The following is a 22,071-nucleotide window of genomic DNA, read 5'->3' as shown; positions in this document are numbered from 1 at the left end:
CGGGTTGAATTCGCGCGATTCTCCCCCATCCCCCGCCAAGATCACCGCTCCTTTGCTGACAAAGGCCGGTGCCCAGCGTTGCGTCACCCCCGATCAACGGCGACCTGCCGCGGCAATTCGCGTCCCGCGATGCCCTCAACACCCTGTTGGCGCAAGAGTTCCCAGGGGCGGAAGGGGAGCTCAGCCCGATCCGCGGTGGGCGTGAAGCAGCCGAAGACAAACTGTGGCGCATTGACGCGAGGCGCTACGCCAAAAGTCGCAATCACCTCAAGGGTGCGGTCACCGGGCTGTCTCCCTACATCCGTCACGGCGTGCTGACCCTCGCGGAGGTGCGCGATTCAGTTTTTGCACGGATCCGCAACCGCGATGAGGGCGGAAAGCTGATCAACGAACTCGGCTGGCGGGACTTCTGGCAACGGATGTGGCTCGATCTGGGGGATGGCATCCATGACGATCAGGAACCGTTCAAAACGGGCCATGACGCCAGGGCCTATGCCCGGGAGCTGCCGGCCGATGTGCGGGCAGGGAGCACGGGCCTTGCCTGCATGGATGGCTTCCGCGATCAACTGGTAACGACCGGCTGGCTGCACAACCACTCCCGCATGTGGATGGCCGCCTGGCTCGTGCACTGGCGACGGGTGCACTGGAAAGCCGGAGCCGACTGGTTCCTGGAGCACCTGCTGGATGGCGATCCGGCCAGCAACCATCTGAGCTGGCAGTGGGTGGCCAGCACCTTCAGCCACAAGCCCTACTTCTTCAACCGCGGCAATCTGGAGCGCTACAGCGACGGGAACTACTGCGACAGCTGCCCCAGTGCAAACAGCTGTCCATTCGAAGGCAGCTACGACCAACTGGAGAACCAGCTGTTCTCCCCGATGCCGGCCATACGGGAGACCGGCAACAACCGCAACCAACAGCGCAACCGCCAACGCCGGAGCAGCGGAGGCGCCAGTGCCGCCCTGGCCCGTCCCAAGCGATAAGCAGGAGATTCCTCGATGACATTTCAACTCCCAATCCTCTGGATTCACGAAGAGGCCCTCGGTGCCAACAACCCAGCGCTGCAGGCCTGGCCCGAGGCACCAGCGGTGTTCGTGTTCGACACCCGCTGGATCCAAGAGGCACGAATCAGCCGCAAACGGCTCGGCTTCCTCTACGAAAACGCCCTCGACCTTCCACTCACCCTGCGCAAAGGGGATGTAGCCGATGAGGTCCTGGCCTTTGCACGCCGCCATCAGGCCGATGGTGTGGTGAGCAGCAGTGCGGTGGATCCACGCCTGGAGCGCATCGGTGAGGCCATCGATGCAGAACTGCCGCTGGAGCTGCTGGATCCCGAACCATTCGTGGAACTGCCGCGGCCACCCCGGCTGGGACGGTTCAGCCGCTACTGGCGCGACGCCGAAGCGGTGGTGTGGGAGGGCTACTCACCAACCTGTTGATCCCTCAGCAGCTGCCGTGCCCGCTTCAATTCCTCCACGGGATTGGTGAGCAGGTCTTCCTCCTCGAGTGAGGGCAGCTGCACGGGAACCACCTGATTGTCGTTCCGGGGCGGCTCGATCCACTGCCAGCGGTCTTCCGGAGCGCGCGCCTGGCACAGAGCTTTCAGCTCGCTCTTCAACAGGCCACGCACATCGCTCCTGGCCACGGCATCAAAAAACTCCTCACGGGTCGCCAGACCGGAACTGAACGGTGTGGATCCATTGCCGTTGAACAGGCGGGCTGGATCCGGCAGCCATCGGGGACGACACACCCCCGGGAAGCTGGTGTCTGTCTCCAGATAGATGTGGAGCCCATAGCCATCGGGCTGATTGACCACAGCTACCCCGTCATGGGGGGAATGGCGCTCCAGAGGGAACAAGCGCCAGCTGGGCGGTTCCTTTGAAGCAGCGCAGGCCCCCAGGAGCAGGGCTACCCCCCAAAGCAGTCGCAGGCGCGGCATCCATCACCACCGGAGGAGGCCATCCTGAAGCAGATTCGCTGCATCTGCCTGCGTCTTATGGCCCTGACACCATCCACGATGCTGGCGCTGGGCACAGGCCTGCCTGATTTTGAACTTCCCCAGGTCACCGGCGGGCGGCTGAGCAGCAGTTCTCTGGACCAACGGCCCGTGCTGCTGATGGTGCTTTGTGCCCATTGCCCATTTGTGAAACATGTGGAGCCCGAGATCACTCGGCTGGACCACGACTTCAGCAATGCGGTGCAGCTGGTGGGCGTCAGCAGCAACAGCCTGATCACCCACCCCCAGGACGGGCCGGAACAACTGGCGGAGCAGGCCAGGCACCACGGCTGGAGCTTCCCTTACCTGCTGGATGAGCAGCAAACCCTGGCCCGAGCGCTCAGGGCCGCCTGCACACCGGAGTTCTACCTGTTCTCACCGGATAGCGAAGGCCTGCAGAGCCTGCGCTATCGGGGCCAATTGGACGACAGCCGACCCGGCAACGATCAGCCCCTCGATGGTCGTGACCTGCGGGCCGCCCTCGAGGCCGTGCTGACGGGATCTTTGGTGAATCCAGACCAAACCGCCTCGGTGGGCTGCAATGTGAAGTGGAACCCCGGACACGAGCCGGAGTGGTTCGGCTGAGCCACTTAAGCTTTGCTTTATGCAGGTACCTCCCTTCAGCCTCAGCCAGCAGATCGACGATCTCGGTGTGGACCTCGAAGAGGCGGTGCTCGAGGTGTTGCGCAGCGGTCAGTACATCGGTGGACCGCAAATCAAACGCTTCGAGGAGGCCTTTGCCGCAAGCGTTGGCTGCGAGCACGCCGTGGGCTGCAACAGCGGCACCGACGCTCTGATCCTGGCCCTGCGTGGCCTGGGCATTGGCGCCGGCGATGAGGTGATCACCTGCTCGTTCAGTTTTTTCGCCACGGCTGAGGCCATCAGCGCCGTCGGCGCCACGCCGGTGTTCGTGGATGTCGACCCCGGCACCTACCTGATTGATTTCGATCAGATCGAAGCCGCAATCACTCCCGCCACCAGGGCCCTGATGCCGGTGCACCTGTTTGGGCGTGCGGTGAACATGACGCGGCTGATGGCCATTGCCGAACGCCATCAGCTCAAGGTGATAGAAGACTGCGCCCAGGCAACGGGAGCACGGTGGAATGGTCAGGCCGTGGGCAGCTTCGGCGATGTGGGCTGCTTCAGCTTCTTCCCCACCAAGAACCTCGGCGCGGCCGGCGATGGCGGTGCTGTCACCACCAGCGATGCCCAACTGGCCCAGGCCATGCGTGAGCTAGCGGTGCACGGCATGCCCGAGCGGTACTTGCACACCAGCCTTGGCTACAACAGCCGGCTGGATGCGGTCCAGGCGGCTGTCTTGAACGTGAAGCTGCCGAAGCTCGAGGAGTGGATCAGCAAACGCACCAGCATCGCCAAGCGCTACCGGGATGCTCTTGGCGATCTCAACGGCCTCACCCTGCCGACCGACGACGACGGCCACAGCTGGAACCAATTCGTGGTGCGCATCGGCAGTTGCCCCAGCGGCCAGCCGCTCTGCAACGCCAGCTGCACCCCCTCCAACACCAGTGCACGGCACGGCATCCCCGAGAGCTGCTGCCGCGACTGGGTCAAGCAGACCCTGCAGGAGCGTGGGGTGAGCACGATCATCTACTACCCCATTCCAATCCACCGGCAACCGGCCTACGCCCATCTGGGCTTGCAACAGGGCTCCTTACCGGTGACGGAACAGCTCTGCAGCCAGGTGCTGAGCCTGCCGATCTTCCCGGAGCTAACGGTCGACCAGCAACAGGCAGTGATCGACACCGTGCGCCAGTTGCTGGGATCCAACGCACCAGCTCAATTCCGCCGCGGCGACGACCGTGATCAGGACCGGATGGTGGCGTAAAGCGCTTTAAAACGAGCCTGCTGCTTCTTGTGATCCACCAGAGGCTCGGGGTAATCGCGTCTCTCGAGGGCTCCGATCTCACCGCTGAGCAGATCCTTTGTGTTCACATGGCGGAGCTCAGGCACCCAATGGCGGATGTAGTCGCCGGCTGAATCGAATTTGGAGGCCTGGGTGGCGGGGTTGAAGATGCGCAGGGGCTTGGGGTCCATGCCACTGCTGGCGCTCCACTGCCAGCCACCGTTGTTGGCGGCCAGGTCACCGTCCACCTCCAGTTCCATGAAGGCGCGCTCGCCCCAGCGCCAGTCGCAGATCAGGTCTTTGACCAGATAGGAGGCCACGATCATGCGGCAGCGATTGTGCATCCAGCCGGTCTGGTTGAGCTGACGCATGGCGGCATCGATGATCGGCATGCCGGTCTGCCCCTCCTTCCAGAAGTCGAACCATTCCTCGTTGTTCTCCCAGGGGAAGCGGCGCCACTGCTCGCGGTAGGGGCCATCGGCCAGTTCCGGGAAATGAAACAGAGCCTGCTGGTAAAACTCGCGCCAGCCCAGCTCCTGCTCCCACACTGCAATGGCCTGCAAGTGCTCCTCGCTGCGGGCTTGCTCACGGGAGTCCTGGGCGGCACACCAGGCCTGGCGCGGGCTGAGGGTGCCGACGCTCAGTGCAGCACTGAGGTAAGAGGTGCCTGCGGTACCGGGGAAATTGCGGTCAGGCTCATAGCCGAGCAGCGGCCCATCACAGAAGCTGTTGAGTTGGGCCAGCGCCGCCGCTTCTCCAGGGCGGCAGGGGCAGATCTCAGTTCCCTTGAAACCATGGCTCTCCCGCAGAGCCTCCAGGGACTCAACGGCCGGCAGCTGAGCAGGATCAAGATCCACCAGCCCGGTGGGGGCCGCAATGGTGCTGGGTTGCTTGGCCAGCACCTGGCCGCGCCAGTTGCGCAAGAACGGGCCATACACGCGATATGGGTCACCACCACCAGTCTTGAGCAGCTCCGGAGCGATCAGCAGCTGATCCCAATCCACCACCACCTTGCGGCCATCGGCCTGCAGTTGTTTGGCCACCTGGCGGTCCCGCTCACGGGCATAGGGCTCCACATCGCGATTCCACACCACAGCCTCGGCACCGATCTGCTGCGCCAGCTGCGGCAACACCGCCACCGGGTCACCTTTGACGACCAGCAACCGGCTACCGGCCTTCCGCCAGCGCTGCTGCAGTTCCACCAGGCTCTCGATCAGAAACCACAGCCGGGCCGGCGCCATCGGCGGCAGATGATCCGGCGGGTTGATCAGCTGCGGGTCGAGCACGTACACACCCGTCACCGCCGGACTGATGTCCGTAGCAGCCACCAAACCAAGGTTGTCCGCCAGGCGCAGGTCGCGGCGATGCCAGAACAGAACGCGAGAGCTGGTCATCAGAGGCCGAGAAGCTGCTTGGCACGGAACCAGGCGGTCACGCTTTTGCCATCGAGCCATTCGTCACCCGAGGCCAACGCTGCATCCAGCTGAGCTGGGCTCATCAGCACCACCTCCAAATCTTCGTCGTCATCGCCGGCTGGCGGGTTCTCCAAGGGCGTGAGCTCCCGGGCCAGGAAGCAATGGATCACTTCATCGGAATAACCAGGGCAGGGGAGCATCGGCCCCAGCACATCCCACTGCGCAGCGCTGTAGCCGGCTTCCTCCCCCAGCTCCCGCTGCATCGATTCCAGTGGATCTTCGCCCTCTTCAAGCGTGCCGGCAGGGAATTCGAGCAGGCGGGCCTGAACCGCAAAGCGGTACTGACGCAGCAACACCACCTGGCCATCGTTGGTGATCGGCACAGCCAGAGAGGCGCCTGGGTGACGAATCATCCCAAAGGTGGCCTCGACACCCATCGGCAACTTGATCCTGTTGCGCTCGAAACGGAGCTTGCGAGCATCCACCACTTCAACGGTGTCCAGCAGCTCGAACGGTTCCGGCGACGGCAGGGGCGCCATGGCTCAAGGGCATTGCTAAGGCCCAGCATGGCGGGTAAACCCAGCCCCCGTGTCGTCTGCCTTGACCGAAACTGGCCCGCAACCACTGCCCCGTCGGCGCCAGGCCCAGCTGCTCAAGGCCCTGGCCCTTGAGGCGGGATGGCGCCATCTGGCTCTGCTGAGTGGCCTGAGCACCCTCAACAGCTTGCTCGATATCGCCGGCCTCGGCCTGGCGGTAACGCTGCTGCTGGGATCAGGCTCCAGCACGGACGCCGCACCCCTGATCGGCGGCCTTCCCATTGCCGCCAGCCTCGGGCTGCTGGTCGGCCTGATCCTGGTGCGGGGTCTGATCCAGGCCCAGGTCGACATCAACCGTGAACGGCTGCGCTCCGGCTTCACCGATCGACTTCGGCAACAGCTGCTGCATGAAGTGTTCGAGGCTTCATCGGCTCAACTCGACCGGCTGGGACGCGGTGAGCTGCTCGCCCTGCTGATGGCCGACATCAACCGCACGGCACTGAGCCTGGATCAGGCGGTGCGCATGGGGCAGTCGCTTCTGGCGATGGCGATCTACCTCGCCAGCGTGCTGCTGGTGGGCCAGGCCACCGCCTGGCCGCTGTTGCTGGCCCTGTTGGCCACCACTGCAGCGGCGTTGCTACAGCGCTCCGGCAGTTGGGGACTGGGGCGGATCCAGAGCCGCCTCAATGCCGCCTTGCAACGCACCGTCGGCGATGGACTGCATGGCCTCAAGGCCCTGCGCGCAGCAACGGCGGAGGCCTGGCTGCTGCAGCGCTTCGCCAGGGAAACCGCCGAAGGACGCTGGCTGCTGCGGGAACGGGTGCGCCGCCGAGCCAGCTTCAACGCCTGGCGCGACACCCTGGTGGTGGCCGTCGCCGGTCTCTGGATGCTGCTCCAGGGCGAAACCCTGACAGCCGAAGTCCTCACGACCACCCTGGTGCTGGCCTACCGGGCCAGCGCATCCCTGAGCACGGTGGTGCAGGCTCGCCGGCTCTGCCTGGGGAACCTGCCGGGCTACGAAGCACTGCGGCAACGGCGCGGTCAACTGATCCCCCGCCAAGGCGAAGCCAGCGACCTCACTATCACTGACGACACGCTGTCGAGGCTCAGCCGTCAACGCTGGCATCAGTTGAAGTGGAGCCGTCGTGATGACGGAACACAAAGCCTGGATTCCCTCTGCCTGCGCGCCAACGGGCTGGTCGCGATCACCGGACCCACCGGCAGCGGCAAGAGCACCCTGCTCGATCGGATCTGCGGTTTGCTCCGCGAAGAAGACAGCCATTGGCAGCTGAGCTGCGAAGGGGGGGCCTGGTCGCTGAGCGGGCTGGCCGGGGCGCGACAGATGCACCAGCTGATCGCCTACGCACCCCAGAACGCGGTGCTGTTTGAAGCAAGCTTGCGCGACAACCTGCTGCTGGGGGCGCATCGCCACCAAGACAACATCGAGACCTGGCTGGAACGACTGGGGCTGGCCCACCTGCTTCAGCGCCAGGGCAGGCTGGATGCACCGCTCGCCCTGGCGCAGGATCCGTTTTCAGGCGGCGAGATTCACCGGCTCGGCCTGCTGCGCGCCTGGCTGCGCGACAAGCCGATGGAGGTGCTCGATGAGCCCACCGCTTTCCTCGATGCCACCGCCGCTGCGCAGGTGCGTTCGGTGATTCGCGAACGCGCCGAGCAACGACTGATGTTGATCAGCAGTCACGACCCGGAGCTTCTGGCCCAGGCCGCTCAGGTGGTCACGGTGTAGATGAGCCCTGCATCGCTTCCAGCAACGGAGCCAGCACAAACGTCCTGAGGTGCAAGCGAGGGTGGGGCAGCATCAGCCGCGGATGCTCCAGCCGAAGCTGCCCCCAGAACAGCAGGTCCAGATCGAGGCTGCGCGGGCCCCAGCGCTTTTCCTGCGATCGGTTGCGGCCGAACTGCTGTTCCAAACCCTGTAAGGCATCCAACAGTTCCAGGGCAGCGGCCACGCTCGGCGGGGCCTGCATCCCCTCCACAAGCATCACAGCATTGCAGTAACTGGGCTGGTCCGGGGGACCACCAACAGGGGCGGTGTCGTACAGGGATGACCAACGGCAAACCAGCTCCTGAGCGGACCAGGCCTTGATCAGCTCCTCCAGCAAAGGCCGCACCGCCAGCAACGTCTCGCGCGGAGATCCCGCCGCACTGGGCTGGTTCGCCCCCAGCGCCACCGCAACAGAAGCGTCATCGATGGAGGGCATCAGCGAGACTGGCGCGCACGAACGGGCTGAACGCGTCCATGGTGGCAACCGGAGTAGCGGTGAAGGACAACCAGGCCACCCGTGCCTTTCCGCTGGCAGCGATCACGGGCCATGGCACGTTGAAGCTGGCCCTCCTGCTGGCGGCTGTGGATCCTGGGTTGGGCGGTGTGGTGATCGCGGGGGGACGCGGCACCGGCAAATCAGTTTTGGCTCGGGGGCTGCATGCCCTGCTGCCCCCGATCGACATCCTCGATGCCGAAGGAGGCGTGGGCCGCAACCTCGATCCCCAGAACCCTGAGGAATGGGACGACACCACCCGTGAGCGGATCACAGGCGCAGCACCGTCCACGGTCATTCCCGCCCCCTTCGTACAAATCCCCCTTGGCATCACCGAAGACCGGTTGGTGGGCGCTGTGGATGTCGCAGCCTCCCTGTCCAGTGGCAGTGCGGTGTTCCAGCCGGGTCTGCTGGCGGATGCCCACCGCGGCGTGCTCTACGTCGACGAGCTCAATCTTCTTGACGACGGCATCGTCAACCTGATGCTGGCGGCGGTGGGCAGCGGCGAAAACCGAGTCGAACGGGAAGGTCTCAGCCTCAGCCACCCCTGCCGGCCGCTGCTAATCGCCACGTACAACCCTGAGGAGGGCAACGTCCGCGATCACCTGCTGGATCGTTTCGCCATCGCGCTCTCCGCCAACCAGCTCGTGAGCACCGAGCAGCGGGTGGAGATCACCAACGCAGTGATCAGCCATGGCCAGTGCAGCCGCAGCTTTGCTGAGAAGTGGAGCGAGGAAACCGATGCCCTGGCCACCCAGCTGCTGCTGGCCCGCCAATGGTTGCCGGATGTTCAGATCAGCGGCGAACAGATCGAGTACCTCGTCACCGAAGCCATCCGCGGAGGCGTTGAAGGGCACCGCTCCGAGCTCTACGCGGTGCGGGTGGCCAAGGCCCATGCCGCCCTCAGCGGCCGGGACCAGGTGGAAGCTGACGACCTCCAGGTGGCCGTCGCCTTGGTGATCGCGCCGCGGGCATCGCAGATGCCACCACCGGACCAGCAGATGGAACCACCGCCACCGGAGGATCAGGAACCGCCACCGCCGCCCCAGGACCAGGGCGACCAGCAGCAGGAGAATCCGCCTCCGCCGCCGGAGGGATCCGGCGAAGAGGACAACGACCCTCCGGAAGACAACAACGACGACAACTCCGACGACGATGAGGGCGACGGAGAGGAAGATCAGGCCCCACCAGCGGTGCCCGAGGAGTTCATGCTCGATCCCGAAGCGATCGAGGTGGACCCTGATCTGCTGCTGTTTAATGCCGCGAAGGCGAAAAGCGGCAACAGCGGCAGCCGTTCAGTTGTGCTGAGCGACAGCCGTGGTCGCTACGTGAAACCGATGCTTCCCCGCGGACCGGTTCGCCGCATCGCCGTCGACGCCACCCTGCGGGCAGCGGCGCCGTACCAGAAGATTCGCCGCGAACGGGAACCGGGCCGCTCGGTGATCGTGGAAGAGGGCGATCTGCGGGCCAAGTTGCTGCAGCGCAAGGCCGGTGCTCTGGTGGTGTTCCTCGTGGATGCCAGTGGCTCGATGGCCCTGAACCGAATGCAGAGCGCCAAAGGCGCCGTGATCCGCCTGCTCACCGAGGCCTACGAAAACCGCGATGAAGTTGCTCTGATCCCCTTCCGCGGGGATCAGGCCGAAGTGCTGCTGCCTCCAACCCGCTCGATCACGGCGGCCCGGCGCCGGCTGGAATCGATGCCCTGTGGCGGAGGTTCACCCCTGGCCCATGGCCTCACCCAAGCGGCCCGCGTTGGCGCCAATGCATTGGCCACTGGGGATCTCGGCCAGGTGGTGGTAGTGGCCATCACCGACGGTCGCGGCAACGTGCCCCTGAGCACCTCTCTGGGCCAACCCGAACTGGAGGGCGAAGAGAAGCCCGATCTCAAGCAAGAGGTGCTGGATGTGGCCGCCCGCTACCGGATGCTCGGGATCAAGCTGCTGGTGATCGACACCGAGCGCAAGTTCATCGGCAGCGGCATGGGCAAAGACCTCGCCGAAGCCGCAGGCGGCAAATACGTGCAGCTGCCGAAAGCGAGCGATCAGGCGATCGCGGCAGTGGCGATGGACGCCATCAGCAGCATCTAAAAGGCACGATATCGAGCCGGATTCACGCCAATATCAAAACGATACCGTGCCTACTGAGCGGCTTGCGCCGGATAAATCTCTCCGAACAGTTCACCCAAGCCGATGGTGAGATTGCGCACGCCCTCCATGAACTCGGGATCACCGGTGAGTTGAGCCACGTCACCACCCACGGCATCGATCGTGGCGGTGAGCTGGGCGGCATTGGCAGCCGTCTGTTGGAGCTCACTCAGCGTCTGGGGGTTGTCGAGGGAAGCCACGATGTTGTTCAAGTGAGCCGTTGCCAACTCCAGATTGCGAATCACAGGAACAGCCTTGGCCAGCTCGTCCTGCAGCTGGACCGTCAGCGCCTCGAATTCCTGCGCCGTGGCATCGATCTGCTCCAAAGACTCCGCCGCGTGGGGGATCACCCGTTCTTGTTGAGCTTGGGCCAAAAGCTCTTGCAAGGTCTCCGTCACCGTGGACAAGCTGGCCGCCTCACGCCCTTCGACGCTGCTTCCATCACACAGTTGCAGATCAGCACGGCAGCCAGCTGCACGGGGGAGGGGTGCATCCTTCTCCAGTGGACGACCAGCGCTGATCAGGGCCACCTTGGCACTCCCCCCCAACAGGGAACTCGACCCCACCGTGGCCGTCACAGGGAGAGGCAGGCGCAGATCAGCGTTGTTGATCTCAAGCTCAGCCACAACAGCCTCGGGCGTCACCGCAATCGAGCGCACCGAACCCACCAGGATGCCCCGGTAGGTGACAGGAGAACGCTCCGCCAGGCCCGCCGCATCGCTGAAACGTGCGGTGAGGGTCCAGTGGCTGGACCCCAAACGAACCCCCCTGAGCCAGAGGGCCATTGAAGAAAACCCGATGATGCCGCCAATCAGCGTGAATCCGACGATGGCATCACGAACGCTGCGTCGCATGGTGGTCAGTGCTCCGCCGGTTGCATCGGTCCGCGCAGGCTACCCGTCCTGAACTGGACGACATAGGGGTTGTCTGTGCTGCGGAACGCATCCACTGAGCCCTCCCACCGGAACTGACCGTCGTAGACCATCAACACCCGTTGCGCAGAGCGTTCGATCGTGCTGCGCACGTGACTCACCACCACCGAACATCCCTGGGCCACGGTGGTGGTTTTCACAATCAAGTCTTCGATCCGCGTGCACGCCACGGGGTCAAGCCCAGCGGTGGGCTCGTCGTACAACAGCAAGGGCATCGATTGATCCCCCCGCTGAGGATCATCAATCAGGGCACGGGCAAAGCTCACCCGCTTCTGCATGCCTCCACTCAATTCACCGGCATAGAGGTGGGCCACGTCATAGAGCCCCACCGCCTCCAGGCAGGCATGCACACGATCGCGAATCTCTTGCCGCGAGAGCTGTGCCCGTTCGCGCAGCAGGAAGCCGACGTTCTCCTCAACCGTGAGCGATGCCAACAGAGCAGGGTTTTGAAACACCAGCCGCACGTCCGGTGGATCGGTCTGGTCCAGCCGCAGGTAGGTCTGGGCTTTGTTGAACAAGCGCAGCTCACCACTGGTGGGCAACTGCAAGCCGGCTAGCAGGCGCAACACCGTTGACTTGCCAGCCCCCGATGGACCCACCACGGCCAGGCGCTCCCCCGCACGCAGGGTCAGGTTGACCCGATCCAGAACAGGCCGAGCTCCCCACTGCATCGTGAGGTCCCGCATCTCCACGACGGCTTGAAGCTGCGGCACGATCTGGGCCGAAAAACACAGACATCCTGCCGCCCTTCCACAAGCTCCGTACAGTTCGGTGAACTTGCGAATCAAGCCGTTCCTTGGCGCTGAAGCCCCCAACAAGCAGACGCCAAGCCCGGATGATGCGCGATCAGCGGCGACGGGATCTGATGACCCGATCCCAACGGGCCGTGCGCTGGTTGCAACCTGGCCTGGTCGTCAAACGCTGGCTGCTCACCTCCGGCCTGGGCCTGTTGATGGCGCTGCTGGGGGCCGCCGTCTGGGCCGACCTGAAACCGATTTACTGGATTCTGGAAACCCTGAGCTGGCTGCTGAGCAGCCTCACCACCGTGTTGCCCCGGGAGATCACCGGCCCGCTGGTGGTGCTCATCGGCAGCGGGCTTTTGCTCTGGGGGCAAAGCCGCAGCTTCGGCTCGATTCAACAGGCTCTCGCTCCCGACAAAGACACCGTGCTGGTGGATGCCCTGCGGGCCAAAAGCCGCTTGAACAGGGGGCCCAACATCGTGGCCATCGGCGGAGGGACAGGCTTATCGACCCTGCTGAGCGGTCTGAAGCGTTACAGCAGCCACATCACCGCCATCGTCACCGTTGCCGATGACGGCGGCAGCAGCGGGGTGCTCCGCCGGGAACTGGGGGTGCTTCCCCCGGGCGACATCCGCAACTGCCTGGCCGCGCTGTCCACCGAAGAGCCATTGCTCACACGCCTGTTCCAATACCGCTTTGCCGCCGGGAGCGGTTTGGAGGGGCACAGCTTCGGCAATCTGTTTCTCTCTGCCCTCTCAGCGATCACGGGCAATCTGGAAACAGCCATCACCGCATCAAGTCGTGTGCTGGCCGTGCAAGGTCAGGTGGTGCCCGCCACCAATGTGGATGTGCAGCTCTGGGCCGAACTTGAAAACGGCCAACGGATCGAAGGCGAAAGCAACATCGGCCACGCCCCCAGCCCCATTGTTCGCCTGGGCTGCAGTCCTGAACGACCGCCGGCCCTGCCACGGGCACTCGAAGCGATCGCCAATGCCGACCTGATCGTGCTCGGACCGGGCAGCCTTTACACATCCCTGCTCCCCAATCTGCTGGTGCCGGAACTGGTGGGCGCCATCAAACGCAGCAAGGCCCCCAGGCTCTACATCTGCAACCTGATGACGCAACCCGGCGAGACCGATGGCCTGGATGTGCGCGGTCACATCCGGGCAATCGAGGCACAGCTCGCCACTCTCGGCATTGAGCCCAGACTGTTCAATGCCGTCCTGGCCCAGGACGACCTGCCCGATTCAGACCTGGTGCGGTACTACCAAAGCCGCGGCGCTGATCCCGTGCGTTGCGATGCGGAAGGGCTCCGCTCAGACGGCTACGACGTCACTCAGGCACCACTGCAGGGGGTGAGGCCAACAGCAACGCTGCGCCACGACTCGCGCAGCCTTGCCCTTGCGGTGATGCGCTTCTACCGAACCCACCGACGTGAACGCGATCAATAGGCGTCCTGCATTTCATAGAAATCGGGCTGGACGTAGTCTTTACGCAACGGCCATCCCTTCCAGTCCTCTGGCATCAACAAGCGTTTGGGATGCGGGTGCCCCTCAAATTGGATGCCGTACATGTCGAAGGTTTCGCGCTCCTGCCAATCGGCGCCACGGAACAGTACATAGATCGACGGCAGCGAGGGGGTGCCTTCACGATCGAGGAAGACCTTGATCCTCACTTCCCGCAGCTTGGCCGAGGGATCAGCCGCCATGGCTTCCACCTGTTCCGCCATCGCCAGGAAGTGATAGAAGCAGACCAGTTGCTCACCGGGGCCTTCGTCGTAGCCCCCTTGGCACTGGAGATAGTCGAAACCGTTGCTCTTGAGCGCCGCAGCGATCATCGGGAGAACCGCAGCGTCAACGCCGATCTGTTCAACACCGAGATGATCAGGCTCGAGGCTGTTGTGGTCAAAGCCCTGCTTGTTCAGCCATTGGCTCACCGGACCAGGCTCGGGAGCAACAACCGCACCCGCGTCATCCGAGGCGGCTGTCTTCTTGGAAGGGGTTTCGCTCATGACTCGACAGGTTCAGCAGCAGGGGTGAGCACGGCGGAATCGGTGGCCAAAGTCTGACCGGCCGGCGCTGCAGCCAGGGCAGCTTTCTGAGATTCAGCCCGAAGGTAAGAACCTGTCACGACAGGTTCAACGCGCTTCATTTGATGGGAGACCGTCATGTAGCGATGGGTCTGCTGATGCTTGCGCCGCTCCGCCAGCGACTCATCGCCAACTTTCTTGCGCAGTTTGATCACGGCATCAAAGATCGCTTCGGGGCGGGGCGGACAGCCCGGCAGGTAGAGATCCACCGGAATCAATTTGTCGACGCCGCGCACTGCAGTGGTGGAATCAGCGCTGAACATGCCGCCTGTGATGGTGCATGCACCCATGGCGATCACGTATTTCGGCTCAGGCATCTGCTCATAAAGCCGCACGAGGGCGGGTGCCATCTTCATGGTGACGGTACCGGCCACGATCAGAAGGTCGGCCTGACGCGGGGAGCTGCGGGGAACCAGACCGAAGCGGTCGAAATCGAAACGAGACCCGAGAAGCGCAGCAAATTCAATGAAGCAGCAGGCCGTTCCATAGAGAAGAGGCCAGAGACTGCTCAACCGAGCCCAGTTGTGCAGGTCATCCAGACTGGTGAGGATGACGTTCTCGCTGAGATCATTGGTAACCGTTGGGGCACCAATCGGACCGCAGCTGGCTTCGCGCAGATCGCGAACAGCAGCAATGGAGGGGGATGTGTTCTCAGACATGACTAGCTCCACTCAAGGGCGCCTTTGCGCCAGGCGTAGGCCAAGGCCACCAGCAGGATGGCGATGAAGATCAGGGCCTCAATGAAGGCCAGCAAGCCGAGACGGTTGAACGCCACAGCCCAGGGATAAAGGAACACGGTCTCGACATCGAAGATGACGAAGACCAGCGCAAACATGTAGTAGCGGATATTGAATTGAATCCAGGCCCCGCCAATGGGCTCCATGCCGGATTCATAGGTGAGCTGGCGCTCGCCGGCACGGCTTTTCGGCGCCACCAATTTGTTTGTGATCAGCGCCAAGGCAGGCACTGCAGCCGCAATCAGCAGAAACCCCAGAAAGGCGTCGTAGCCGGGCAGGGCAAACATGGAGGTCCCCGTAGACCGGGCCAGTCTGGCATTCACCGCCTGGAGTTGTCGTCGATAGAGTCGATTGGCCCAGCAACACAGCGGTGAGCGACGAACAACAGTCCGTCCAGCCGGTCGAAACCACCGAAGCGGTGGAACCAGCGGTTGAAACCGCTCCGGAGATCGACCCAAGGACCCACCGTTTCGAATGTCGCAGCTGCGGCTACGTCTATGACCCCGACGAGGGGGTGAAGAAGGTTGGGATTGACCCCGGCACGGCCTTCGAGGATCTAGATGCGCTTGCTTTCCGCTGCCCCGTCTGCCGCAGCAAGGTGGCCGCTTTCCGCGACATCGGTCCACGTGCCAAGGCCAGCGGTTTCGACGAAAACCTCGATTTCGGCCTTGGGGTCAACCGGATGACCCCCGGGCAGAAGAATGTTCTGATCTTCGGCAGCCTTGCCCTCGGCTTCGCCTTTTTCCTGTCCCTTTATTCCCTGCGCTGAGGCCCAGCCATGAAACGTCTGTTGAACTCTTTGAGCCAGCTCCTGCTGGTGCTGGTGCTGGGGGTCAGCCTCAGCGGCTGCGTCACCACCCACGTGCCAACAGCCAGCACGAGCCCCTGGCAGGCCGAGGACCTCGACACCCAGGCCAACCCGCTGGATGTGGCCTTCACCGACAGCCGCCACGGCTACCTGGTGGGCAGCAACCGGATGATCCGGGAAACCAACGATGGGGGCGCCCATTGGAATGAACGCAGCCTGGATCTGCCCGACGAGGAGAACTTCCGCCTGATCAGCATCGATTTCGATGGCGATGAAGGCTGGATCGCCGGACAGCCCGGGCTGCTGATGCACAGCGACGACGGTGGCCAGAACTGGACCCGCCTGTTCCTCGACACCAAACTGCCCGGCGAGCCTTACCTGATCACCGCCCTGGGCAGCCATTCCGCAGAGCTGGCCACCAACGTGGGTGCGGTCTACGAGACCCACAACGACGGCAACAGCTGGGAAGCCAAGGTGACCGATGCCGCCGGTGCCGTCCGTGATCTGCGTCGCAGCAAGGACGGCAGCTACGTGAGCGTAAGTGGCCTCGGCAACTTCTACGCCACCTGGGAGCCGGGTGATTCCGTCTGGCAGGTGCACCAACGGGTGAGCAGCCAGCGGCTGCAGAGCATCGGCTTCCAGCCCGACGGCAACCTCTGGATGGTGGCCCGCGGCGCGCAGATCCGCCTGAACGATGAGCCCGGCAACTTCGACAGCTGGAGCAAAGCAATCATCCCGATCACCAACGGCTACGGCTACATGGATCTGGCCTGGGATGACGACGGCGCCATCTGGGCCGGCGGTGGCAACGGCACCCTGCTGGTGAGCCGCGACGGCGGCGATAGCTGGGAGAACGACCCCGTCGGGGACCGTCAACCCAGCAACTTCACCCGCATGGTGTTCGACGGGGAGCACGCCTTTGTGCTGGGAGAGCGGGGCAACCTGCTGCGCTGGGTGGGCAACGCTGTGTAACTGCAGCAACGCCTCAGCCTCAGCTCACCTGAGCCACCTCCTAAGATCATCTTCCTGACACGCCCAACGCCATGGCCGCCGGCTCAACAGGAGAACGCCCGTTCTTCGAAATCATCACGAGCATCCGCTACTGGGTGATCCACGCCGTAACACTCCCTTCCATCTTCCTGGCAGGATTCCTGTTTGTGTCCACCGGCCTGGCCTACGACGCCTTCGGGACACCCCGACCTGACGCCTATTTCCAGGCTTCGGAAAGCAAGGCTCCCGTGGTGAGCCAGCGCTACGAGGGCAAATCTGAACTTGACATCCGTCTGAAATAAGTCATGACACAAGCTCCTCCTGTCGCCACAACGCCACGCAACTATCCGATCTTCACGGTGCGTTGGCTGGCGTTGCACACCCTCGGAATTCCGACGGTGTTTTTCTTGGGCGCCCTTGCCGCGATGCAGTTCATCCGTCGCTGATCCGAACCATGGAACGCAATCCCAATCCCAACAACCTTCCGGTTGAGCTCAACCGCACCAGCTTGTACCTAGGTCTGCTTTTTGTCTTCGTAACCGGCGTGCTCATGTCCAGCTACTTCTTCAACTGAGGATTATTCGATGAGCGGAAAAAAATCTCCCTATCCCGACGGTCGAATTCCCGATCGCAATCCGGATGGCACTCCGGCTGTGCCCTGGAGAAGCCGGTGGACCGAAGGCGTTCTCCCCCTCTGGCTTGTTGCAACAGCAGGAGGAATGGCCGTTCTGTTCGTTGTGGGCCTCTTCTTCTATGGCTCCTACACCGGAGTTGGTTCTGCCTGATTCCAGTCAACTCGATGCTTCATGCCGGTCCGATGGACCGGTTTTTTAGTCCCCTGTGCATGAAGAGCAGAGGAACAAAAAACCTCAGCTCAAACGCTGAAATAGTCGCGAAACCACCGGGCAAAGGCGTCTACTCCTTCCTCGATGGAGGTGGATGGCTTGAAGCCCACCCACTGCTCCAAGGCGGAGGTGTCGGCAGCTGTCGCCACCACATCACCAGGCTGCATCGGCTGGAAGTCCTTGATCGCCTCCCGGCCCAGAGCTTGTTCCATCACCTCGATGAAGCGCAACAGCTCGGTGGGCTGACTGTTGCCGATGTTGAACACCCGATGCGGTGCAGCCGCCGTTGCAGGATCCGGCTGCAACGGATCAAAGAGGGGATTAGGGGTGGCAGGTTTATCACAGCAACGAAGCACCCCTTCAACGATGTCGTCGATGTAGGTGAAGTCCCGCTGCATTTTGCCGTGGTTGAAGACCTTGATCGGTTCACCCGCCAGGATGGCTCGTGCGAAAAGCATCGGAGCCATATCGGGGCGGCCCCAGGGGCCATACACCGTGAAAAACCGCAGCCCCGTTGCCGGCAAGCCGTAGAGATGGCTGTAGGTGTGTGCCATAAGCTCATTGGCTTTTTTGCTGGCGGCGTAAAGGCTCACCGGATGGTTCACAGGCTGCTGTTCGTGGAAAGGCAAGTTTCGATTCCCGCCATAAACCGAACTGCTCGAGGCATAAACAAGGTTTTCCGTGCCGTGGTGGCGGCAACCTTCCAGCAGATGGCCAAAGCCCACAAGATTGCTCTGGATGTAAGCCGCCGGATTTTCCAGGGAGTAACGAACCCCGGCTTGAGCCGCCAAGTTCACCACCACAGCCGGGTTGTCTGCCGCGAAGAGAGCCATGAGGGCGTCGCCGTCTTCCAGGGCCAGGTGCTCGAACTGCCAGGCGCCTTCGGGGGCCACGGCTTCGATCTGACCCAGACGAGCTTGTTTAAGGCTTGGGTCGTAATAGTCGTTCAAGTTGTCGAGACCGACGACCCGATCACCGCGTTGCAACAACCGCTTCGACAGCGCCGCGCCGATGAAACCGGCCGCACCCGTGACAAGGACTGTCTTCGCCATCAACCTTCTCCATCCCCGACGCGCCAAAGGGTGAGGCCCGCTGCTCTCACCTGTTCGGGATCAGTAACAGCCCTGGCATCAAAAACCCATGCCGGTTTACGCATCCGGCCAGCCAGAGCCATCCAATTGAGATCCCGGTACTGCTGCCATTCGGTAAGCACCAGCACAGCATCAGCTCCTCTCACAGCATCTTCAACGCTGCCAGCCTCCATCCAATTGCCAGTTCCGCTGAGAGCATCCAGCTGGGGCGCGGCATCCTGTTGAAGATCCCGGGCCATCTGTTGGGCTACCACTTTGGGGTCGTGAATGGCCAGCTGCGCACCTTCCTCCAACAGATCGCAGCAGATGCGAATCGCCGGCGCTTCACGGGTGTCATTGGTGTCGGCCTTGAATGCAAATCCAAGAATCGCCAGTCGTTTTCCAGTCACCGTGCCGAACAACTTCTCAACCACCAACCGGGCAATCCGGTGCTGTTGCCAGGTGTTGAGGGCAACAACACTCTCCCAGTAATCCGCCACCTCCGGCAGGCCGAAATGCAAGCAGAGATACACCAGGTTGAGGATATCTTTCTGGAAACAGCTGCCACCAAAGCCCGGCCCAGCATTGAGGAACTTTGGGCCGATCCGACTGTCGGTGCCAATCGCCCGGGCCACCTCACGCACATCCGCCCCACTGGCCTCGCAGAAGGCAGCGATCGAGTTAATGGAGCTGATGCGCTGCGCCAGAAAGGCATTGGCTGTGAGCTTGGAGAGCTCGCTGCTCCAGAGGTTGGTGCGCAGAATCTGCTCCTCTGGAACCCAGTGGGCATAGATCGCCGCAAGGGCATCAATCGATGCCGGATCATCACCACCGATCAACACCCGATCAGGGGTCTCGAGATCCCGAATGGCCGTTCCCTCCGCCAGAAACTCAGGGTTGGAGAGCACTGAAAACGTGCGGTGATCTTCTCCCTCACTGGCTGCTTCCAAGATGGTTTTGATCGCGGCAGCCGTGCGCACGGGCAGGGTGCTTTTTTCCACCACGATCGTGTGACCGGTGGCCGCCTGAGCCACCTCACGGGCACAGGCTTCCACCCAGCGGAGATCGCTGGCCTGACCAGCACCCAGCCCCTTCGTCTTGGTGGGCGTGTTCACCGAAATGAACACCATGTCTGCAGCGGCGATCGAAGCAGCTACATCGGTGGAGAAATGCAGGTTCCGCCCCCGCGCCCGTTCCACAACCCGGTCTAACCCCGGTTCGTACACCGGCAATTGGCTGAGGTCGGCATCGTTCCAAGCATCGATGCGCGCTTGGTTGATATCAACCACCTGGACATCAACCTCAGGGCAGCGATCAGCGATGACCGCCATGGTCGGACCGCCCACATACCCCGCACCGATGCAGCAGATCCGTCGAATGGTCACGTTCCGCAGCAGTCGGCATGTTCGAGGAGATTACGGAAGGAGTCGATGGTGGGGGGGAGCCCCTGCTCCAGTGACACAGTCGGCTGCCAGTTCAACTGCTCACGGGCGAGGTCAATCGCCGGCTGACGCTGTTGTGGGTCATCCTCCGGCAAAGGGTTCTCCTCCAACTGCAGCTCCGGGTTGATCTGCATCCGCACGAGTTGAGCCAGCTGCCGGATCGTGAACTCTTCTGGATTGCCAAGATTGATCGGGCCGCTGTGCTCACCATTCATCAGGCGGATCAACCCCTCAATCAGGTCACTGACGTAGCAGAACGAGCGAGTCTGACTGCCATCGCCGTACAGCGTCAGCAGTTCGCCCCGCAGGGCCTGAACGATGAAATTGCTCACCACCCGGCCGTCATCCAGGAGCATGCGCGGGCCATAGGTGTTGAAGATGCGCGCCACCCGCACCTCCACCCCATTCATGCGCTGGTAATCGAAACAGAGCGTTTCGGCAATGCGCTTGCCCTCGTCGTAGCAACTGCGGACACCGATCGGATTCACAGACCCCCAATAACGCTCCGGCTGCGGGTGCACCTCAGGATCGCCGTAGACCTCGCTGGTGCTGGCGAGCAGCAACCGTGCCCCCACCCGCCTGGCTAAGCCCAGCATGTTGTAGGTACCAAGAAAACTGGTCTTGGCCGTCTTGACCGGATTGAACTGGTAGTGAATCGGGGAAGCGGGACAAGCCAGATGCCAGATCCGGTCCACCTCCAGCTTGATCGGCTCGGTGACGTCGTGGCGGATGAGCTCAAACCGGGGATGCCCGATCCAGCGAGCAATGTTGGCCTTGCGTCCGGTGAAATAGTTGTCGAGACAGATCACCTCGTCGCCGGCCTCCATCAGGCGATCGATCAGGTGCGAACCGAGAAAGCCGGCACCGCCGGTGACGAGGTGAATCTGCATCCTCAGGGACTAAGCACTCGCTCCACGATCGCGGCCACTGGCGCGAGCGCAACGGTGGATTCTTCCGCCTGCTTCTTCAACGCCTTCAAGCGCACCTCACCGCGCTCAGCCTCGTCATCGCCAAGCACCAAAGCCCAACGCGCCCCGCTGCGATCCGCCCGTTTGAACTGTTTGCCGAAGGCGGAGCCAGATGCATCCAATTCCACCCATAACCCAGCCGCCCGCAGATCCCGGGCTAAGGCCAGGGCAGCAGGCTCGGCTTCTCCTCCACGGTTCACCACGTACACATCGGGACATACCGATGCAGTCAGCCGGGCAGCGACGCCCTGAGGATCAGCCTGAGCGGCAGCTTCCAGCACCAGCAACAACCGTTCCATGCCAAGAGCCCAACCAATGGCAGGGGTTGGTGCCCCTCCCAACTGGTCAATCAAGCCGTCATAACGACCGCCACCACACACGGTGGCCTGAGCTCCAAGTTGATCACTGGTGATCTCAAAGGCGGTGTGGCTGTAGTAATCCAATCCGCGCACCAGCCGCGGATTGAGCCGGAAGGGAATTCCCAGAGCGGTCAGACCGCGCTGCACCTCGGCAAAACGCTCACGGCTGGCCTCAGATAGGGCATCCGCCAAGGTTGGTGCGTCCTCCAGGAGCGCCTGGGTGTCTTTGTTCTTGGAATCGAGGATGCGCAGCGGATTGGTGCTCAGCCGAGCCTGGGAATCCGGATCGAGAGCTGCTGCGCGCTGCTCAAGCCAGGCCACCAAGGCGCTCCGGTAAGCCTGACGATCCTCGGCCGTGCCAAGACTGTTCAGTTCCAACACCAAGCCACCCACGCCGAGGCTGGCCAGCAGATCCCAGGCCAGCGCAATCACCTCAACATCACAGCGAGCCCGTTCAGCCCCAAGCCACTCCACCCCGATCTGGTGGAATTGCCGCTGCCGGCCCGCCTGGGGCCGTTCATAGCGAAACATCGGCCCCGCATACCAGAGCTTCTGGGCGCCCTGGCTGAGCAAGCCGTGCTGGAGAGCAGCGCGCACCACCGATGCGGTGCCTTCCGGCCGCAGGGTGCAGGAGCGATCGCCACGATCCTGAAAGCTATACATCTCCTTGCCCACTACATCGGTGCCCTCGCCGATGCCACGGCAAAACAGGTCTGTTGTCTCCAGAAGCGGCGTCCGGATCTCTCCAAAACCAGAACGCTGGAAATGCTCCCGCGCCATCGCCTCCACCGCCTGCCAGCGCTGCAGCGCCTCCGGCAGCAGATCCACCATGCCCCTGAGGCTCTGGAGCTGACTCACGT

Annotated in this window: 26 protein-coding genes; 13 read left to right on the top strand and 13 right to left on the bottom strand. The window is 62.9% G+C overall.

Translation table 11 applies throughout. The features are described 5' to 3' along the window. The first annotated feature begins 68 nt into the window (after window positions 1–68). Window positions 69–980 (top strand): FAD-binding domain-containing protein, encoded by a 912-nt coding sequence (locus DXY35_RS06010; RefSeq protein WP_115081528.1) that lies wholly within the window; start codon window positions 69–71, stop codon window positions 978–980. A gap of 15 nt (window positions 981–995) precedes the next feature. Next, on the top strand, window positions 996–1,436 hold the full coding sequence (locus tag DXY35_RS06005) for a hypothetical protein (RefSeq protein WP_115081527.1): 441 nt from the start codon (window positions 996–998) through the stop codon (window positions 1,434–1,436). Here the strand turns inward: DXY35_RS06005 and DXY35_RS06000 are convergent. After that, a complete protein-coding gene (locus DXY35_RS06000) occupies window positions 1,418–1,936 on the bottom strand; it encodes a hypothetical protein (protein ID WP_115081526.1) in 519 nt (172 codons plus the stop codon). The two genes, DXY35_RS06005 and DXY35_RS06000, sit on opposite strands and share 19 nt — an antisense overlap. A gap of 57 nt (window positions 1,937–1,993) precedes the next feature. Between DXY35_RS06000 and DXY35_RS05995 the strand changes: the two genes are divergently transcribed. Together DXY35_RS05995 and DXY35_RS05990 are read left to right on the top strand one after the other, a co-directional pair. Beyond that, window positions 1,994–2,578: a thioredoxin family protein gene (locus DXY35_RS05995; RefSeq protein ID WP_115081525.1), complete on the top strand. Its 585-nt coding sequence runs from the start codon at window positions 1,994–1,996 to the stop codon at window positions 2,576–2,578. A 19-nt stretch (window positions 2,579–2,597) separates the two neighbouring features. Beyond that, window positions 2,598–3,839 carry a DegT/DnrJ/EryC1/StrS aminotransferase family protein gene (locus DXY35_RS05990; RefSeq protein WP_115081524.1) on the top strand — a complete coding sequence of 414 codons (1,242 nt, stop codon included), beginning with the start codon at window positions 2,598–2,600 and terminating at the stop codon, window positions 3,837–3,839. On the opposite strand, the gene DXY35_RS05985 is transcribed toward DXY35_RS05990, so the two are convergent. Both DXY35_RS05985 and DXY35_RS05980 read right to left on the bottom strand, forming a co-directional pair. Beyond that, window positions 3,818–5,251, bottom strand: coding sequence for an FAD-binding domain-containing protein (locus DXY35_RS05985; protein WP_115081523.1), 1,434 nt, complete (start codon window positions 5,249–5,251; stop codon window positions 3,818–3,820). The genes DXY35_RS05990 and DXY35_RS05985 overlap by 22 nt on opposite strands. After that, window positions 5,251–5,811, bottom strand: coding sequence for an NUDIX hydrolase (locus tag DXY35_RS05980; protein ID WP_115081522.1), 561 nt, complete (start codon window positions 5,809–5,811; stop codon window positions 5,251–5,253). Before DXY35_RS05980 ends, DXY35_RS05985 begins: the two co-directional genes overlap by 1 nt. Window positions 5,812–5,872: 61 nt before the next feature. Between DXY35_RS05980 and DXY35_RS05975 the strand changes: the two genes are divergently transcribed. Beyond that, window positions 5,873–7,555, top strand: a complete 1,683-nt coding sequence (locus DXY35_RS05975; RefSeq protein ID WP_244272939.1) for an ATP-binding cassette domain-containing protein — start codon at window positions 5,873–5,875, stop codon at window positions 7,553–7,555. Here the strand turns inward: DXY35_RS05975 and folK are convergent. After that, entirely contained in the window at window positions 7,545–8,030 is a 486-nt protein-coding gene (folK, locus tag DXY35_RS05970; protein ID WP_115081520.1) for a 2-amino-4-hydroxy-6-hydroxymethyldihydropteridine diphosphokinase, read from the bottom strand. The genes DXY35_RS05975 and folK overlap by 11 nt on opposite strands. Window positions 8,031–8,068: 38 nt before the next feature. Between folK and DXY35_RS05965 the strand changes: the two genes are divergently transcribed. Then, window positions 8,069–10,174, top strand: a complete 2,106-nt coding sequence (locus tag DXY35_RS05965) for a magnesium chelatase subunit D family protein (protein ID WP_115081519.1) — start codon at window positions 8,069–8,071, stop codon at window positions 10,172–10,174. 50 nt (window positions 10,175–10,224) lie between these two features. On the opposite strand, the gene DXY35_RS05960 is transcribed toward DXY35_RS05965, so the two are convergent. After that, complete coding sequence (locus DXY35_RS05960) at window positions 10,225–11,085, bottom strand: MlaD family protein (protein ID WP_115081518.1); 861 nt, start codon at window positions 11,083–11,085, stop codon at window positions 10,225–10,227. Window positions 11,086–11,090: 5 nt separating this feature from the next. Further along, window positions 11,091–11,849, bottom strand: coding sequence for an ABC transporter ATP-binding protein (locus DXY35_RS05955; RefSeq protein WP_170950534.1), 759 nt, complete (start codon window positions 11,847–11,849; stop codon window positions 11,091–11,093). 149 nt (window positions 11,850–11,998) lie between these two features. On the opposite strand from DXY35_RS05955, the gene yvcK reads away from it, so the two are divergent. Further along, complete coding sequence (gene yvcK, locus DXY35_RS05950) at window positions 11,999–13,354, top strand: gluconeogenesis factor YvcK family protein (protein WP_115081517.1); 1,356 nt, start codon at window positions 11,999–12,001, stop codon at window positions 13,352–13,354. On the opposite strand, the gene DXY35_RS05945 is transcribed toward yvcK, so the two are convergent. The 3 genes from DXY35_RS05945 to DXY35_RS05935 are packed head-to-tail and all read right to left on the bottom strand — an operon-like array spanning window position 13,348 to window position 15,016. Beyond that, window positions 13,348–13,914, bottom strand: a complete 567-nt coding sequence (locus DXY35_RS05945) for an NAD(P)H-quinone oxidoreductase subunit J (protein ID WP_115081516.1) — start codon at window positions 13,912–13,914, stop codon at window positions 13,348–13,350. The genes yvcK and DXY35_RS05945 overlap by 7 nt on opposite strands. Continuing rightward, complete coding sequence (locus tag DXY35_RS05940) at window positions 13,911–14,651, bottom strand: NADH dehydrogenase subunit K (protein WP_115081515.1); 741 nt, start codon at window positions 14,649–14,651, stop codon at window positions 13,911–13,913. The genes DXY35_RS05945 and DXY35_RS05940 overlap by 4 nt, the downstream gene beginning before the upstream one ends. 2 nt (window positions 14,652–14,653) lie before the next feature. Next, the gene (locus DXY35_RS05935) at window positions 14,654–15,016 is read right to left on the bottom strand and encodes an NAD(P)H-quinone oxidoreductase subunit 3 (protein WP_038551549.1); all 363 of its coding nucleotides are present in this window, start codon (window positions 15,014–15,016) and stop codon (window positions 14,654–14,656) included. An 83-nt stretch (window positions 15,017–15,099) separates the two neighbouring features. Between DXY35_RS05935 and DXY35_RS05930 the strand changes: the two genes are divergently transcribed. The 6 genes from DXY35_RS05930 (at window position 15,100) to DXY35_RS05905 (ending at window position 17,312) form a co-directional block, all read left to right on the top strand. Beyond that, window positions 15,100–15,498, top strand: coding sequence for a rubredoxin (locus DXY35_RS05930; protein ID WP_115081514.1), 399 nt, complete (start codon window positions 15,100–15,102; stop codon window positions 15,496–15,498). A 9-nt stretch (window positions 15,499–15,507) separates the two neighbouring features. Further along, the gene (locus DXY35_RS05925; RefSeq protein WP_115009598.1) at window positions 15,508–16,509 is read left to right on the top strand and encodes a photosynthesis system II assembly factor Ycf48; all 1,002 of its coding nucleotides are present in this window, start codon (window positions 15,508–15,510) and stop codon (window positions 16,507–16,509) included. 71 nt (window positions 16,510–16,580) lie between these two features. Beyond that, window positions 16,581–16,829 (top strand): cytochrome b559 subunit alpha, encoded by a 249-nt coding sequence (psbE, locus tag DXY35_RS05920; RefSeq protein WP_006850675.1) that lies wholly within the window; start codon window positions 16,581–16,583, stop codon window positions 16,827–16,829. A 3-nt stretch (window positions 16,830–16,832) separates the two neighbouring features. Next, window positions 16,833–16,973 (top strand): cytochrome b559 subunit beta, encoded by a 141-nt coding sequence (gene psbF / locus DXY35_RS05915; RefSeq protein WP_006851435.1) that lies wholly within the window; start codon window positions 16,833–16,835, stop codon window positions 16,971–16,973. Between the two features lie 8 nt (window positions 16,974–16,981). Continuing rightward, window positions 16,982–17,101: a photosystem II reaction center protein L gene (locus tag DXY35_RS05910; protein WP_006852026.1), complete on the top strand. Its 120-nt coding sequence runs from the start codon at window positions 16,982–16,984 to the stop codon at window positions 17,099–17,101. Between the two features lie 10 nt (window positions 17,102–17,111). Then, window positions 17,112–17,312, top strand: coding sequence for a photosystem II reaction center protein J (locus DXY35_RS05905; RefSeq protein ID WP_011363231.1), 201 nt, complete (start codon window positions 17,112–17,114; stop codon window positions 17,310–17,312). Between the two features lie 89 nt (window positions 17,313–17,401). Here the strand turns inward: DXY35_RS05905 and DXY35_RS05900 are convergent, their stop codons facing one another. Genes DXY35_RS05900 through hisS form a run of 4 tightly spaced genes read right to left on the bottom strand, consistent with a single transcriptional unit; the run spans window position 17,402 to window position 22,069 of the window. Continuing rightward, the gene (locus DXY35_RS05900; RefSeq protein ID WP_115081513.1) at window positions 17,402–18,424 is read right to left on the bottom strand and encodes an NAD-dependent epimerase; all 1,023 of its coding nucleotides are present in this window, start codon (window positions 18,422–18,424) and stop codon (window positions 17,402–17,404) included. Continuing rightward, window positions 18,424–19,827, bottom strand: a complete 1,404-nt coding sequence (locus DXY35_RS05895; RefSeq protein WP_115081512.1) for a nucleotide sugar dehydrogenase — start codon at window positions 19,825–19,827, stop codon at window positions 18,424–18,426. The genes DXY35_RS05900 and DXY35_RS05895 overlap by 1 nt, the downstream gene beginning before the upstream one ends. Further along, window positions 19,824–20,774: a UDP-glucuronic acid decarboxylase family protein gene (locus tag DXY35_RS05890; protein ID WP_115081511.1), complete on the bottom strand. Its 951-nt coding sequence runs from the start codon at window positions 20,772–20,774 to the stop codon at window positions 19,824–19,826. Before DXY35_RS05890 ends, DXY35_RS05895 begins: the two co-directional genes overlap by 4 nt. A 2-nt stretch (window positions 20,775–20,776) precedes the next feature. After that, window positions 20,777–22,069 (bottom strand): histidine--tRNA ligase, encoded by a 1,293-nt coding sequence (hisS, locus tag DXY35_RS05885; protein ID WP_115081510.1) that lies wholly within the window; start codon window positions 22,067–22,069, stop codon window positions 20,777–20,779. Window positions 22,070–22,071 lie beyond the last annotated feature (2 nt).

The sequence above is a fragment of the Synechococcus sp. N32 genome, assembly GCF_900473895.1.
In the GTDB taxonomy this organism is placed as follows: domain Bacteria; phylum Cyanobacteriota; class Cyanobacteriia; order PCC-6307; family Cyanobiaceae; genus Parasynechococcus.
Note: the sequence above shows the minus strand (reverse complement) of the source record. Positions and strands in the feature narration are given on the sequence as shown.